This is a genomic window from Maricaulis sp. (genome assembly GCF_048269565.1).
GTDB lineage: Bacteria > Pseudomonadota > Alphaproteobacteria > Caulobacterales > Maricaulaceae > Maricaulis.
Genome location: NZ_JBLXIK010000001.1, coordinates 667,661 through 682,485 on the forward strand (window position 1 = coordinate 667,661; position 14,825 = coordinate 682,485).

Sequence of the window (14,825 nt, forward strand, 5' to 3'; positions counted from 1 at the left end):
AGTCCGGGCCGATCGGGCGATGAGTGCGGCGGCGATCATTCCTCCGCCCCCACCTCGGTCATGTGATGGGCGACGGCCTGTTCGCCGCGGGCTTCCAGTGCCTTGGCGATCAGCAGGCGTTCCTTGGCCGGCTTGTTCTGCGACAGCTTGGCCTTGCCCTCCAGGCGGACAATCTTGAACTCGAAGGCCTGGATGGCAGATTCGAGCCGGACACGCTGGCCAAGCTCGATATTGGTGATGCGCCAGTCGGACTCGAAATCGGCGATCTGGGCCGAAAGCGACCGCTCCGCCGCCTCGCCCTCGAGCGGGATGAAATGGCCGAAGGCGTGCACGGCCATGTAATTCCACGTCGGCACATTATTGTCGGGGTCCGAATACCAGGTCGGCGAGACATAGGCGTGCGGTCCGGAGAAGATCGCAATCGCCTCCTTGCCCTCACGGATCGCCTGGGCAATCGGATTGGCCTGGGCGACATGACCGATCAGCATCTGGCGCCCATCATCGAGCTTGAGCGGAATATGCGTCGCCGCCAGATCCGGCTCACCGGGCACCAGCACGATGGCGAAATCATAGGCCCGCATCAAGGCTGAAAGCGAGGCCTGCTCGTTGATGCGGAAGTGTTTTGGCGTGTACATGGTTCGCGTCCAATATGCCCTAGAGCGACCTGGCGATCAGCAGTTTCATGATCTCATTCGTACCGCCATAGATACGCTGGACGCGGCTGTCGCGCCACATCTTGGCGATCGGGTATTCGTTCATGAAGCCGTAGCCGCCATGCAATTGAACGCATTCATCGACGACCTCATTCTGGACATCGGAGACCCAGTATTTCGCCATCGAGGCGGTCGAGACATCGAGCGTGCCGTTGAGCAGGCGTTCGGAACAATGGTGCACGAAGACCTCGGCCAGGGTCGCCTTGGTCTTGCACTCGGCGAGCTTGAACTGGGTGTTCTGGAACTTGATGATCGGGCGGCCGAAGGCTTCGCGTTCCTTGACGTAAGCAATCGTCTCGATCAGGGCGCGCTTCATGACGCCGACACCCTGGACGGCGATCTGCAGGCGTTCCTGCGGCAATTGCTGCATCAGCTGGATGAAGCCCTGGCCCTCTTCCGGGCCGAGCAGGGCGCTGGCGGGAACCCAGACATTGTCGAAGAAGAGCTCGGCGGTGTCCTGGGATTTGAGGCCAACCTTGTCCAGCAGCTTGCCGCGGCGGAAGCCTTCCAGCCCGTCGGTCTCGACGAGGAAAAGCGAGGTGCCGTCATAGCCTTTCGACGCATCGGTCTTGGCGACGACGATGATCAGATTGGCGGTGCCGCCATTGGTGATGAAGGTCTTGGCGCCATTGATGCGATAGCCATTGCCGTCCTTGACGGCGGTGGTCTTGATCGCCTGCAGGTCGGAACCGGCGCCCGGCTCGCTCATCGCGATGGCACCGACCAGTTCGCCGGAAACCATTTGCGGCAGGATGCGATGTTTTTGCTCTTCCGAGCCGTAATGCCAGATATAGGGCCCGATGATGGAATTGTGCAGCGAGGCGCCCCAGCCACCGGTGCCACGCATCGAGGCCTGCATGTGGAAGACATAGTCATGGCGCCAGTCGCCGCCCGCGCCGCCATATTCTTCCGGACAGGACGGCACCAGAAGCCCGGCCTCGCCGCCCTTGTACCAGAGCTCGCGATCAACAATGCCGGCCGCTTCCCAGCGCTCGGCATTGGGTGCGCATTCCCTGTCGAGGAAGCCGGCGATCGCTTCGGAAAAGATATTAACGTCCTCGCGGTCAAGCCAGGCCGGCTTGGGCACGTTCAACGGATCCTGCATATCACCCACTCCCCAGTGTGTTTTGCTTCTTGTGGTACTCGCGGCACGCATCCGGCCCGGCCCTAGAACTCCTCGGCAGCCAGGGCCATCATCGCATCGGCGCCGGTCTTGACCTTGGCGAGATGCATCGCGCCCTCAGGCAGCCAGCGCTCGATGAAATACTGGCCGGTCTTGATCTTGTTGGCATAGATCGGGTCGCTGTCGCCGGCGGCAATCTTCGCCGCGGAGACCTTGACCATTTTCGCCCACATATAGGTCAGGCAGGTCAGGCCGAAGAGCTGCAGATAGTCGTGCGAGGCAGCACCGGCATTGTTGAAATCCTTCAACCCGTTCTCGACCAGCCAGTTGGTGGCTTCCTCGAGCTTGGCCTTGCAGTCGGCAACCGCCGCGATGAAGGGCTGCTCGCTCTCGCCGCCACCGGCGGCAACAAAGGCGTCGAGCTCGGCGAAGAAGCTCATGATCGGACGCATGCCGTTCATCGCCAGCTTGCGGCCAACCAGGTCGAGCGCCTGGATGCCATTCGTGCCTTCATAGATCAGGGTAATGCGGGCATCGCGCAGCAATTGCGAGGCGCCCCACTCCTCGGTGAAGCCCGATCCGCCATGGATCTGCAACCCGTTGGAGACCATGTCGAAGCCCTTGCCGGTCAGATAGCCCTTCACCACCGGGGTGAGTAGCGCCATGTAGTCGCCGGCCTTCTCGCGCACTTTCGGATCGGAGGCCTTCTCTTCGAGATCGCCCTGCAGCGCGGTCCAGAGCCCGAAACAGCGCGCCGCCTCCACGAAGGACTTCTGGTCCATCAGCATGCGGCGGACATCGGGATGAACAATGATCGGATCGGCCGGGCCATCGGGATTCTTCGCACCGGTCAGGGAACGGCCCTGCAGGCGGTCGAGGGCGAAGCCAAGCGATTGCTGATAGGCGGCTTCGGCGAGGGCATAGCCCTGCAGGCCAACGCCGAGGCGGGCTTCATTCATCATGACGAACATGATCTTGAGGCCCTTGTTTTCCTCGCCGACCAGCCAGCCGGTCGCCTCGTCATAATCCATCACGCAGGTGGCATTGCCGTGAATGCCCATCTTCTCTTCCAGGCCGCCACATTTGAGCGTGTTGCGGGTGCCCGGATTGCCGTCGGCGTCGGGCAGGAATTTCGGCACCACGAACAGCGAGATGCCCTTCACGCCTTCCGGCGCGCCTTCGATGCGGGCCAGGACGAGGTGGATGATATTCTCCGCCATGTCGTGTTCGCCCGAGGAGATCCAGATCTTCTGGCCGGTGATCTTGTAGGTGCCGTCAGCCTGCGGCACGGCCTTGGTACGCAACATGCCCAGATCGGTGCCGCACTGCGGCTCGGTCAGGTTCATGGTGCCGCCCCACTGGCAGGCAATCATCTTGGGCAGATAGAGGCGCTTCTGCTCGTCGCTGCCACCGGTGTGGAGCGCCGCTGCGGCACCCAGGGTGAGACCCGGATACATGCCGAAGGCCATATTGGCCGCGGAAACCATTTCATTGACCGCCAGATTGAGCACGTGCGGCAGGCCCTGGCCGCCATATTCCGGATCACCGGAAAGCGCGGTCCAGCCCGCCTCGCCCATCTGCTTGAACGCTTCCTTGAAACCGGTCGGGGTTTTGACATTGCCGTCGGCGTCGCGGACGCAGCCTTCGACATCGCCGACATGGGAAAGCGGAGCGAGCACGCCCTCACAGAATTTGCCGCCCTCTTCGAGGATGGCGTCGATCGTGTCGGTATCGGCGTCGGCGAAGCCGGGCAGGTCGCCGTATTGGGCGATATTGAGCACATCATGGAGAACAAAACGCTGGTCACGAACCGGGGCGCGATAAGGGGTTGTCATGTTGGTATCTCCGATGGGGCGTAAAGGGCAAAAGGGTTGTGTGTGTTGAGGCTATTCCGCGTTCAGGCTTGACCAGGGGTCGAGACGGGCCGCAGCCAGCGCCTCGAAGGCACGGGCACGGCGCCGGACTTCGTCAGTCGGGACGCGGTCGGCGAGCCGGTCACGCATCCAGTCGAGACCGGCCTGCAATTCGGCAATGGCGTGATCGACATCCTCGCGCTGTTGCTTGAGCACCTTGATGCGCGCCTCGAAGCGCTCGATCGCCGGCTCGATCCGTTCGCGACCGCCGCGGTAGATCGGCTCGAGATCGAGGATTTCCTTGATTTCGTCGAGGGCAAAGCCGACGCGCTTGCCGCGCAGGATCAGTTCAATCCGGGCATGGTCGATCGCCGAATAGATGCGGCTGGCGCCGCGCCGGACCGGATGGATCATGCCCTTCTGCTCGTAAAAGCGCAGGGTTCGCGGCGTCACATCGAATTCCTGCGACAGCTCGCGAATGGTGAATTCGGAATCAGGTGCGACCGGTTTAATCATGGCGCATCTATGGTCATATCTTGACGCGAACGTCAACGTCATTCTGCAAAATCGCCGTCTTGCGCAGATGTTTTTTCCTTCCCCCCTTTCCTCGAGGATCGCCGCGCGGCAATGTTGCGCCATGACCCGATCAACCTGCCTTCGCCGCCTCGCCGCCCTTGCCGTCGCGGGCGCCTCGTTTTGCGCTCCCGCGCTTGCCCTGCAACCCGCTGACGACCCGTTTTCCGTCGTCCGCCAAAGCCCGGCCGGGACTGCCGCTGAGGTGGTGGAGATACCGGTCTACGCGCCTGCCGGCGCCTTTATGAGCCGGGCCGAATATCTGGCCGCGCGCGGCGAGATCGATGACCGCGTGTTGCGCACGCGCTGGCGCATCGAACGCTTCGGCCTCGACGGAACCGAGCAATCAGGCGAGACCCGCGAGATCGTCATCGGCGACGGCTATGTCACCGAAGCCACCGACCCGGGCGCCGCCGTGATTGATTTCCGGCAGGCCCGCATCCTGACCCGCGTCGCAACCCTGACCGGACCCGTGATGCGAAACCAGCCGGTCATCGGTCATGTCCACCGGCAGATGGATACGTTTTCCTTCTACACCCACAATGGCGAGCTCGATGAAGTGACCGGGCCCGATGGCAGCCGGTTCGAACGCTTCTGGATCGAGGCCGCAATGGGCGTGCGCCTGGCCGATGTGCCGATGGTGATCACCGCGACCGACGACGGCGCGACGGAAGTGCGCCGCAATGCCGATGGCGCCGTCATCCTCGGCCTCACCCCGGGCGTTGACGGCAACGCCGCCGATGTCGACCTGTTCCGGCGCTGGCTGCGCCATACCACGCCGATCCACCCCGATGCGCTGAATGTCATGACCACGCTGAACGGCATTCCCGCGCGCTTCGGCTTCATCGTCTTCAGTCCCAGCAGTCCCGACGGACGGCGCGAGGTGTGGACACGGCTGAGCGCCGGCGAAAGCACGGCCCGCTTCCCCTGGCCGGAAAACCTCGAGGCCGCGATGGCGGCCGACTATGCATGGCAGGACCCGGCGGTCGCGCCCCTCGTCCAGGCGGGTTTTGACGCCGCCGATCTGCCCGCGGCCAGTCCCGGTGAGCAGGCCTTTCTCGACGCCGCGAACACCTTGGCAAGCGAAGGCGACAAGGCCGGCGCCCTGCTGGCGCTCTACCAGGCCTCGCATCATGTCGGCGCCTGCCCGACGCGCTCGGCCGACCCGCTCTGCATGCGGATATCCCAACTGGTTGCCGCCGGTCTCGGCGATGCCGAGTTCGAGCAATTGATGGCAAGCCTGGCCGCACTCCAGAGTGATCGCCTTGCCGCGCTTGAGGGACTGCGCCCCTATCTCGACCGGACCGATCTGGCCGGCGCGGCCGCCAATCTTCTGGCCGCAGAAACCCTCGCCACCCTGCGCACGGTCGACACCGCGGTGGCGCCGGACCTCGATCCGCTGGCGCTCTTCACCGCCAGCGCCCTGGCCGATCCCTATTGTTCGCTGACCTACTGGCATGCCGGCCGCTATGCAGCCAGCCAGGCGGATGTCGAGTCGGCCTGGATGCTGTTCGACATCGCCGTCACCCTCCCGGCGTCCGCCACCACACTGCCGGTCCGCGAGGCCGCGGTGATGAACGCGCAATTGCAGGACATCGCCCCGAACTATTTCAACGCACCCGCGACAGCGCCTGACGCCGAAGCCGGAACGGACGCCGATGCCGATGCCGATACCGATGCCGATACCGATGCCAGTCCCGCCGCTGATAACGGGGACGACACCGCTCTCGGTACCGAGGCTGAAGCTGAAGCCGATGCGGATGCGGATGCGGATGCCGATGACACGGCCGATCCCGGTTCCGACACCGACGCTGAAACCGATGCCGACGCCGGCTCGGATGACGCGGGCGATACCGGTCTCGAGACCGAAGCTGAATCCGATGCCAGTGCCGGCGCGGATGACACGGCCGATCCCGGTTCCGACACCGACGCTGATACCGATGCCGACGCCGGCATGGATGACGCAGGCGATGCCGGTCTCGAGACCGAAGCTGAATCCGATGCCGATAGCGATGCCGGTACCGATGACGACGCCGCGGAAGGACCGGTCGATGCCGGGGATGAAGCGCTGAACGGCAACGACTGACTCAATCTGTCCACAGGTTTTACGGCGCGTTAACCGAGTCGGAGCCTTGTTCAGACTCGGAATTTTGGCGTTTCGGCGCCGATTTTCTCGATTGGGTGTGGAAACACTACATATAGCGTTCCCTGCCTTGGTTTACACAATATTAACCGCCCGGTAGCTTGAGCCTGGGCAATTAGGTGAGCGATTCGCATGTCGTCTGCAGGTCCTTGGAGCGTCAAGGGAATCGATCCCCGCGCTCGGGCGCGTGCCAAGACGGCGGCGCGCCATGACGGGGTCACCCTGGGCGAGTGGCTCAACCGGGTGATTCTCGACGATTCCGATCCGGCCAATCCGCGCTGGGATGATGCGCTCGAAGGCTTCCCCGGCTTCGGCGGCGGCGCGCCCGCGGGCGCTGACCCGGGCGAGGACCGCCTGCTGCGCGCCATGGTCAACCGTCTCACCGAGCGGATCGAAGCGGCCGAACACCAGTCCTCACAAACACTCAGCAGCCTCGACAAGGCGATCAACCAGCTGGTCGACAAGGTCGGCCGCAGCAGCGAACGCCAGTCGGAACAGCTCGAGGAGACGCGCGAGGATCTCGGCCGCGTCCGCCAGGGCCAGGACGACCTGGCCAGCCGCATCGCCCAGATCGAGTCCGGACATGCCACCGGAAATCCCGAAGCCGGCAAGGCGATCGAAACCACGATCATGAAGCTGGCGCGCCGGCTCTATGAACATGAGAATGACATCGCGGCGCGGATGCATGACACCAGCCAGCAGGTGAAGGACCAGGGCGAGGCCTCGCGCAAGGCCGCCGAATCGCTGGCCCTCAAGCTGGAACGGGCCGAACACCGCGCCGCCGACCTGGCCGACCAGGCCAAGCGCCGCGACGAACGCGCCAGCGAAGCGATCAGCGGCCTGCACCGCGCCACCGACAGCCTGCGCCTGCGCGTCGAGGGCGCCGAGCGCCAGACCAATGACGCCGCCCGCACGCTGGACCAGACCGTGTCCCGGCTGGAAGATCGGCTAAAGACGTTGGAATCACGCAATTCCGGCGACAATGTCGAACTGGAACGGCGCTTTGATCGCCTCTCCAGCGAAGTCGCCAGCATGATCGCCGAGACCCGCTCCCAGCTCGCCAGCGCCCTGACCAATGTTGCCGCCGAGCCGCGCGTCGACCGGCTGGAGACGGCCCTCACCCAGGCGCTGGGCCGGATTGACGATGCCGAACGCCGCCAGGGCAATGGCATGCACAAGCTCGGCAATGAGCTGACCAAGCTGGCCGGCGCCATCGAACGCCGCCTGACCGAGAATGAGCGCCGCACCCAGGATGCGCTGCGCGATACGCGTTCGGAACAGAATCTGGATCGCCGCCTCGACGATGTCCGCCAGGAGGGCAAGGAATCCCTGCGCCGCATGGGCGATGAAGTGACGCGGATGGGCAAGGCGCTGGCCGACCGCATCGCCCATGCCGAGGCGCAATCCTCCACCGCCGTCGCCGCTGCGACCGACCGCATGGCCGAGGTCATCGCCCGGCTCGACGAACAGAAAGCGGCCTCCGACGAGGCGCTTGCCGACCGGATGCGGCAATCGGAAGAGCGCACCGCCCAGCGCATCGAGGACGCCATGACCGGCGTCAAGGATCGCCTTGCCACCGTGCGGGCCGATACCGAGGAAGTGCTCTCGCCGGTGCAACGCGCCATGTCGGCCCTCGCCGACCGCCTCGAGGCGATCGAGGCCCGCAAGGTCGAGGTCGAGGACGAGGCGGATGACGAGACTGGGAGCGACAGCGCGGTCGAGGCCACAGACGATACGGCAGCGCCTGTCGAGGTGATTGATTTCGACACCCCATTGGCGCCGCCGCCGCAGGCGGAAACGCCGCGCAGCCAATATGCGCCCGAGGACGATGACCCTTTCCTGACGCCGGAGCCGGCCGCGCCCGCCGCAGCCGAACCTCCCGCCCGCAGCGCCGATGCACCCCTGGCAGCGCCTGTCTTGCGTGCGCCCGAGCCGGTTGCAGCACCGGCCGCCCGGCCAGCGCCGCAGCCACGTCCGGCAGCAGCCGCCATGGCGGAACAGCCCGCAACCCTGTCGCAACCCGTGCACCCGGCAGCCGCGCCAACGCCCCAGCCCGTTCTGCAACCGGCACCGCAAGCGGCGCCGCAAGCTGCACCCCAGCCGGCGCCACAAGCTGCGCCGCGTCCGGCCCCGGCCCAGCGTATCGGCGCGACGGCCGATGCCGATTTCCTCGCCGCCGCGCGTGACCGCACCCGCGTGCAAAACCAGTCGGCCGACTATGATCGTGGCAGCCAGCCCTCGCGGCTTGGCCGCACCCTGCTCGTCGCCCTGCCGGTTGTCGCACTGGTAATGCTCGGCGGTGCCGGCGCCATACTGGTCTGGGAAGCCATTCGCGGTGATGCCGACAGCCAGGCGGCCAATGCCGTCCAGGAACGCAGTTTCGTGGCATCCGTCGAGGCCGGTTTTGCCACCGAGGCCCCCGCCGGGGCCGCCAGCGCTGCAACAGAAGCGCCCGCCGACACCATCGACTCCACGCCGGCACCAGAGGCCGCAACGCCCGCTGTCGAGACTGCGGCTCGCGACACGGCACCGGCCAATGCCGTCGCCGATGCCGCCGGCACCAGCCTGCCGGCCCTCGACCCGACACCGCCGGAACCCGCCCGCGCCGCGCCGCAACGCAGCACGGCCAATTCCGGCGCGATGACGCTGGAAAGCGCCGCCGCTGACGGCAATCCGGTGGCGCGCTATATGCTCGGCATGCGCAGCCTCGAGGCCGGCGATACTGACACCGCCGCCATCCTGCTGCGCCGCGCGGCCGAACAGGGCATTCCCGCTGCGCAATACCGCTATGGCAAATTGCTCGAGACAGGCGAAGGCGTGGCGATCGACCTCGAAGCGGCGCGCCGCTGGACCGAGCGCGCGGCCAATGCCGGACATCGCCGGGCGATGCATAATCTGGCGGTGATGAATTATTATGGCACCGGCACGCCGGTGAATTTTGACGAGGCGGCGCGGTGGTTCCAGGAGGCCGCGCTGCTGGGCCTGCGCGATTCCCAGTTCAATCTCGCCCTGCTGTTCGAGAGCGGCCAGGGCGTGCCGCTGAGCCTGCCCGACGCCTTCACCTGGTACAGCATTGCCGCCAGCGACGCCGACCCGACCGCCTCCCAGCGCGCTGCCGGGCTCGAGGAGATGATCGAACCGGCCGCCCTCACCGAGGCACGCGGCATTGCCGCGACCTTCCAGCCGCGACCGATCGATGCGGAAGCCAACGGGCTGTATCGCGACCTGCCCTGGGAGCAGACACCGGTCGCCGACTCCGGAACGGTCTACCGCGCCCAGGGTTTCCTGGCCGCCCTGGGTTATTCGCCCGGACCGATCGACGGCATGATCGGCGCCCAGACCCATGAGGCCGTGATGGCCTTCGAAGCCGATCACGGCCTGCCGCAGACAGGGCGTATCGACTCCGGTCTGCTCGACCGGCTCGAACGCGCTGCAGCGGGGTAGCGGGCGGTGCAAATATACCTCCCGATCGCCGAGATTTCGGTAAACATCTTCTTGCTGTTGGGATTGGGCACCGGCGTGGGTTTCCTGTCGGGCATGTTCGGGGTCGGGGGCGGTTTCCTGCTGACACCGCTGCTGTTCTTTATCGGCATCCCGCCAGCCGTCGCCGTCTCCAGCCAGGCCAACCAGATCGTCGCCTCCTCGGCCTCGGGGGCCCTCGCCCACTGGCGCCGCCAGACCCTCGACCCGAAAATGGGCGGCCTGCTGCTGGCCGGCGGCTTCGCCGGCTCCTTCGTCGGCGTCCAGATATTCACCGCCATGCGCCAGCTGGGCCAGATCGACCTGATCATTTCGCTGAGCTATGTCGGCTTCCTGGGCACGATCGGCACGCTGATGTTTGTCGAGAGCGTCCGCTCCATCCTGCGGCGCGACCGGCCGGCACCGCGGCGTGAAGGCGGGCTCGGACGCTCCAAGCGCGGCTGGATCGACACCCTGCCCTTCAAGATGCGCTTCCCGCGCTCCGGCCTCTACATCTCCGTCATCCCGCCGGTCGTGATCGGCTTTTTCGTCGGCGCCCTGTCGGCCATCATGGGGGTTGGCGGCGGCTTCGTCATCGTGCCGGCGATGATCTATATCCTGCGCATGCCGACCAATGTCGTCGTCGGCACCTCGCTGTTCCAGATCCTGTTCGTCACCGCGCTGACCACTTTCCTGCAGGCGGCCCAGAACCAGACCGTCGATGTCGTGCTGGCGATGATGCTCACCGTCGGCGGCGTCATCGGGGCCCAGTTCGGGGCCCGCGCCGGGCGCAAGGTCAAGGCCGAGGAATTGCGCGCCCTGCTGGCGATCATGGTCGTCGGCGTCTGTATCAAGCTCGGCCTCGACCTGGTGGTGACGCCATCCGACCTGTTTGTGGTGATCCAGAACGGGGCGACACAATGATCGCACTCGCCCTCGGCCTCGCCCTCACCCTGCAGCAACCGGTGATCAATGAAGCGCCCGGCATCATGGCGGCGCTGACCCAGGAAACCGTGGAGATCCGCGAGAACTTCGCCGGCACTTCGCTGGTGCTCTATGGCGCAACGCGCGGCCTGACCCTGCGCGACGAGATCGTCGTCGTGCTGCGCGGACCGGAGCAAGACCTGCGCGTCATGCGCAAGCGCCGCAGTTTCGGCATCTGGGTCAATGCGGCACCGGTCGAGTTTGAAGCTGTGCCGACCTATTACGCGATTGCCAGCTCGCTGCCGCTTGATGTGATCGCGCCCCCCGAAGCACTGGCCCGCAACGGTATCGGACTGGCCAGCTTCCTGCAGCCCGGCGCCGGCGATGATGATCGCGCCATGCCCGGCGAGGATGAACTGGAAACCTACCGCGCCGCCGTCGCCCGTGCCGGTAGCCGCGACGCCCTCTATGCCGAGACCCCGGGCGGGGTTGATGTGCTCGATGGCGGCCTGTTCCGCGCCGTGCTGAAAATGCCGCCGCGCACGCCGGTCGGCAATTACAATGCCGAGGTCTATCTGTTCCGCGACGGCCGCCCCGTCGCCAGCCGCACCACCAGCCTGCGCGTCGAAAAGGCCGGATTCGAGCGTCTGGTCTATGAGTTCGCCCATAATGCGCCGATGATTTACGGCCTGTTCTGCGTCGCCCTGGCGATGCTGGCCGGCTATCTCGCCGCGGTGATATTCGGCCGCGACTGATAGCGGTCCGGGACCAGTTTCGCGGCCCTGACGGGATAGACGGCCTCGACCCCCATCATCAGGACGTCCGGCGTGGCGCCGAAACAGCGCCCGAAGGCGCCGTCACACACATTCAGCCCGCCGGCAAACGCCCCGAAAGCCGGCATCACCAGACGTGCCCCGTCTGTGGCGAAACAGCGGGCGCGCACGGAGCGGCCCTTGCCGCGCACCCTGGCACAGGGATGCAGATGCCCGGCAATCTCGCCCGGCGCGGGACCTTCAAACGGCAGATGCCGCAGGGTCAGCGGTCCAATCGCCAGCTCGTGCAGGATGGTGCCACCAAAGCGTGGTGGCGGTGCCGGATCATGATTGCCCTCGATCCAGACCCAGTCCGCCACCGAGGCGACCAGCGCCTGCAGCGCCGCCGCATCCGTCTCGTCCATGCGGCCGTCAGCCCCGAGATCATGGAAGCTGTCGCCGAGCGCAATCACCCGGTCCGGGCGATGGCGGGCGATGGCTTCACCCAGCCGCCGCAGGGTCGAGCGGGTGTCATAGGGCGGGATGAGCTGGCCGCGCGCGGCATAAGCCGAGCCCTTCTCGAAATGCAGATCGGACACGATCAGGGTCGCGCTGGCGGGCAGGACGAGCACGCCGGCGGCATCAGCGCGTGCAGCAAGGCCATGGATGTGGAAATCGTGTGATTGGGGACGGTCAGTCAAGGCGTGTCGCCTCCGCGATCAGGTCATCGGCGGCATCCACCAGAATGCTCTCCTGCCCCTCACCGCGCACGGATTCGCGGCCGATTTCCAGCATCACCGGCACCGCCAGCGGCGAGATGCGGTCCAGCGCCTGGTGCGTGATATGGCCCTGCACGCGCGCCAGCGCCTCGCCCAGGCGGTGAATATCCAGCAGGCCGGTGCCGGCATCATTCCAGGCGGCGCGCAGCAGGATGTGGTCGGGCTCGTGCTCGCGCAACACGTTATAGATCAGGTCGGTCGAGAAGGTGATCTGGCGGCCGGACTTCTCCTGGCCGGGAAAGCGGCGCTCGATCAGGCCGGCGATGATGGCGCAATTGCGGAAGGTCCGCTTCATCAAATCGCTCTCGGCGAGCCAGGCTTCCAGATCATCGCCGAGCATGTCTTCGGCAAACAGCGCCTCAAGATCGAGCCCCGACATGTCGCGCAGCCCCCACACGGCGAGCGCATATTCATTGGCGACAAAGCCCATCGGCCGCATCCGCAGACGTTCCAGCCGCCGGGTCAGCAGCATGCCCAGCGTCTGGTGCGCCAGCCGGCCCTCGAACGGGTAGCAGACAAGATAGAAATGCGCCGCGCGCGGGAAGGTCTCGACCAGCAGGCCGTCGGCCTTGGGCAATTCCGAGCGCAGGCGCTGGATCTGCAGCCAGTCGCGAACCTGATCCGGCAGGCGGGCCCAATGCGCCGGGTCCTGCACGATCTCGCGCACCCGTGCCGCGAGATAGGTGGAGAGCGGGAATTTGCCGCCATTATAGGCGGGGATTTTCGGCGTCGTATCGGTCGACCGCGTCACCCGCGCCGTCATCTCCTCGATGGCTTCAAAGCGCAAGACCTGGCCGGCGAACAGGAAGGTATCGCCCGGCGCCAATTGCTCGATGAAATACTCTTCCACCTGCCCCAGCCGCTGACCGCCGCGGCCACGCGCGGAGACCACCACTTCCAGCATCGGTGCCTCGACAATCGTGCCGACATTGAGCCGGTGGCGCTGGGCGATCTGCGGCGTGCGCGCGGCCCACAGACCGGTCTTGCCCTTCACCATGCGGCGGAAGCGCTCATATGAATTGAGCGCATAGCCACCGGTCGCGGCGAAATCGAGCACGCGGTCGAAGGTCTCGCGGTCGAGCGCGGCATAGGGGGTGGCGGTGCGGATCTCGTCATAGAGGGCGTCAGCCGCAAAGGGCTCACCGCAGGCGCGGCCCATGATGTGTTGCGCCAGCACGTCGAGCGCGCCGGCCTGCAGCGGTTCGCCATCGAGCGCATTGGCGGCAACGGCCTCGCGCGCGGCCTCGCATTCCAGATGCTCGAAACGATTGGACGGCGCCAGCAGGGCGCGCGAGGGCGTGTCGAGCTGGTGATTGGAACGGCCGAGCCGCTGGATCAGGCGCGAGGAGCCTTTCGGGGCGCCCATCTGGATCACCAGATCGACATCGCCCCAGTCAATCCCGAGATCGAGCGTCGAGGTACATACCACCGCATCGAGCCTGCCCGCCGCCATCGCCGCCTCGACCTTGCGGCGCTGCTCCGGCGACAGCGAGCCGTGGTGCAGGGCGATCGCGAGCTTGTCCTCATTGAGCCGCCACAGCTCCTGGAAGGTGAACTCGGCCTGGGAGCGCGTATTGACGAAGACCAGCGCCAGACGCGCCGCCTTGATGCGTTGATAGACATCGCCCAGCGCATGGCGCGCCGAATGCCCGGCCCAGGGGATGCGCTCGGCCGGATCAAGGATCTCGACCTGCGGCCGCGCACCGGGCGCACCGCGGATGATCGCCGCCTGCCGCTCGCCCTCGCCCGGTGTCTGCGCTGCCAGCCAGCGCGCCAGCTCACGCTCATCCTTGATCGTCGCCGACAGACCGACCCGCCGCGCCTGCGGCGCCCAGCGCGTGATCGCCGACAGCGCCAGGCTCAGCAGATCGCCGCGCTTTTGCGGTGCCAAGGCGTGGATCTCGTCGATCACGATATGTCTGAGATCGGCGAAGAAGGCGCTGACATTTGGCGAGGCGCAGAACAGGGCGAGCTGTTCCGGCGTCGTCAGCAGGATATCCGGCGGTGAGGCGCGCTGGCGCTGGCGTTTCGACGGTGAGGTGTCGCCGGTGCGGGTCTCGATGCGCAGATCGAGGCCCATCTCGGTGACGGGCGTGGTGAGATTGCGCGCGACATCGACCGAGAGCGCTTTCAGCGGCGAGATGTAAAGGGTGTGCAGACGGTGCGGGCGCTGTTTCGGGCTGGCTTCAGCCAGTGCTGCGAGCTCGATCAGGCTGGGCAGGAAACCGCCCAGCGTCTTGCCGCCCCCGGTCGGCGCGATCAGCAGCGCATCCTCGCCGCGCGCCGCTGCCGCGATCATCGCCAGCTGGTGCGGCCGCGCAGCCCAGCCACGCGCCGCAAACCAGGCCTGGAAGGCGGGCGGCAGCAGGGTGGGCGTATCGGCGAGATCCATGCCTTTGACTTAGCGCGCCCATGAAGGGGGGACAAAGCAGAAAACCGTCCCTCTGCCCGGCACGCAGCGGCTGCGGCATAGAGGGCGCTTGAATGGATGAATTGAGGGATTTTC

Annotated in this window: 10 protein-coding genes; 4 read left to right on the forward strand and 6 right to left on the reverse strand. The window is 66.0% G+C overall.

From position 1 onward, the window contains the following. Window positions 1-35: 35 nt before the first annotated feature. From ACN0YL_RS03335 to ACN0YL_RS03350, 4 genes are all read right to left on the reverse strand, one after another. Window positions 36-635, reverse strand: coding sequence for an FMN-binding negative transcriptional regulator (locus tag ACN0YL_RS03335; RefSeq protein ID WP_417492305.1), 600 nt, complete (start codon window positions 633-635; stop codon window positions 36-38). A 19-nt stretch (window positions 636-654) separates the two neighbouring features. Further along, on the reverse strand, window positions 655-1,818 hold the full coding sequence (locus ACN0YL_RS03340) for an acyl-CoA dehydrogenase family protein (protein ID WP_417497022.1): 1,164 nt from the start codon (window positions 1,816-1,818) through the stop codon (window positions 655-657). A gap of 62 nt (window positions 1,819-1,880) precedes the next feature. Further along, window positions 1,881-3,671: an acyl-CoA dehydrogenase C-terminal domain-containing protein gene (locus ACN0YL_RS03345; protein ID WP_417497023.1), complete on the reverse strand. Its 1,791-nt coding sequence runs from the start codon at window positions 3,669-3,671 to the stop codon at window positions 1,881-1,883. A 51-nt stretch (window positions 3,672-3,722) separates the two neighbouring features. After that, the gene (locus ACN0YL_RS03350; protein WP_417471001.1) at window positions 3,723-4,205 is read right to left on the reverse strand and encodes a MerR family transcriptional regulator; all 483 of its coding nucleotides are present in this window, start codon (window positions 4,203-4,205) and stop codon (window positions 3,723-3,725) included. A gap of 121 nt (window positions 4,206-4,326) precedes the next feature. Here ACN0YL_RS03350 and ACN0YL_RS03355 point away from each other — a divergent pair, with 121 nt between their 5' ends. From ACN0YL_RS03355 to ACN0YL_RS03370, 4 genes are all read left to right on the forward strand, one after another. Then, the gene (locus ACN0YL_RS03355) at window positions 4,327-6,348 is read left to right on the forward strand and encodes a hypothetical protein (RefSeq protein WP_417497024.1); all 2,022 of its coding nucleotides are present in this window, start codon (window positions 4,327-4,329) and stop codon (window positions 6,346-6,348) included. A 189-nt stretch (window positions 6,349-6,537) separates the two neighbouring features. Next, entirely contained in the window at window positions 6,538-9,849 is a 3,312-nt protein-coding gene (locus tag ACN0YL_RS03360; protein ID WP_417497025.1) for a peptidoglycan-binding protein, read from the forward strand. Between the two features lie 6 nt (window positions 9,850-9,855). Beyond that, window positions 9,856-10,788, forward strand: a complete 933-nt coding sequence (locus ACN0YL_RS03365) for a sulfite exporter TauE/SafE family protein (RefSeq protein WP_417492300.1) — start codon at window positions 9,856-9,858, stop codon at window positions 10,786-10,788. Beyond that, window positions 10,785-11,543 (forward strand): TIGR02186 family protein, encoded by a 759-nt coding sequence (locus tag ACN0YL_RS03370; RefSeq protein ID WP_417471007.1) that lies wholly within the window; start codon window positions 10,785-10,787, stop codon window positions 11,541-11,543. Before ACN0YL_RS03365 ends, ACN0YL_RS03370 begins: the two co-directional genes overlap by 4 nt. Here the strand turns inward: ACN0YL_RS03370 and pdeM are convergent. Then, complete coding sequence (gene pdeM, locus ACN0YL_RS03375) at window positions 11,510-12,241, reverse strand: ligase-associated DNA damage response endonuclease PdeM (RefSeq protein ID WP_417497026.1); 732 nt, start codon at window positions 12,239-12,241, stop codon at window positions 11,510-11,512. The two genes, ACN0YL_RS03370 and pdeM, sit on opposite strands and share 34 nt — an antisense overlap. Further along, entirely contained in the window at window positions 12,234-14,711 is a 2,478-nt protein-coding gene (locus tag ACN0YL_RS03380) for a ligase-associated DNA damage response DEXH box helicase (RefSeq protein WP_417497027.1), read from the reverse strand. Before ACN0YL_RS03380 ends, pdeM begins: the two co-directional genes overlap by 8 nt. Window positions 14,712-14,825: the final 114 nt, after the last annotated feature.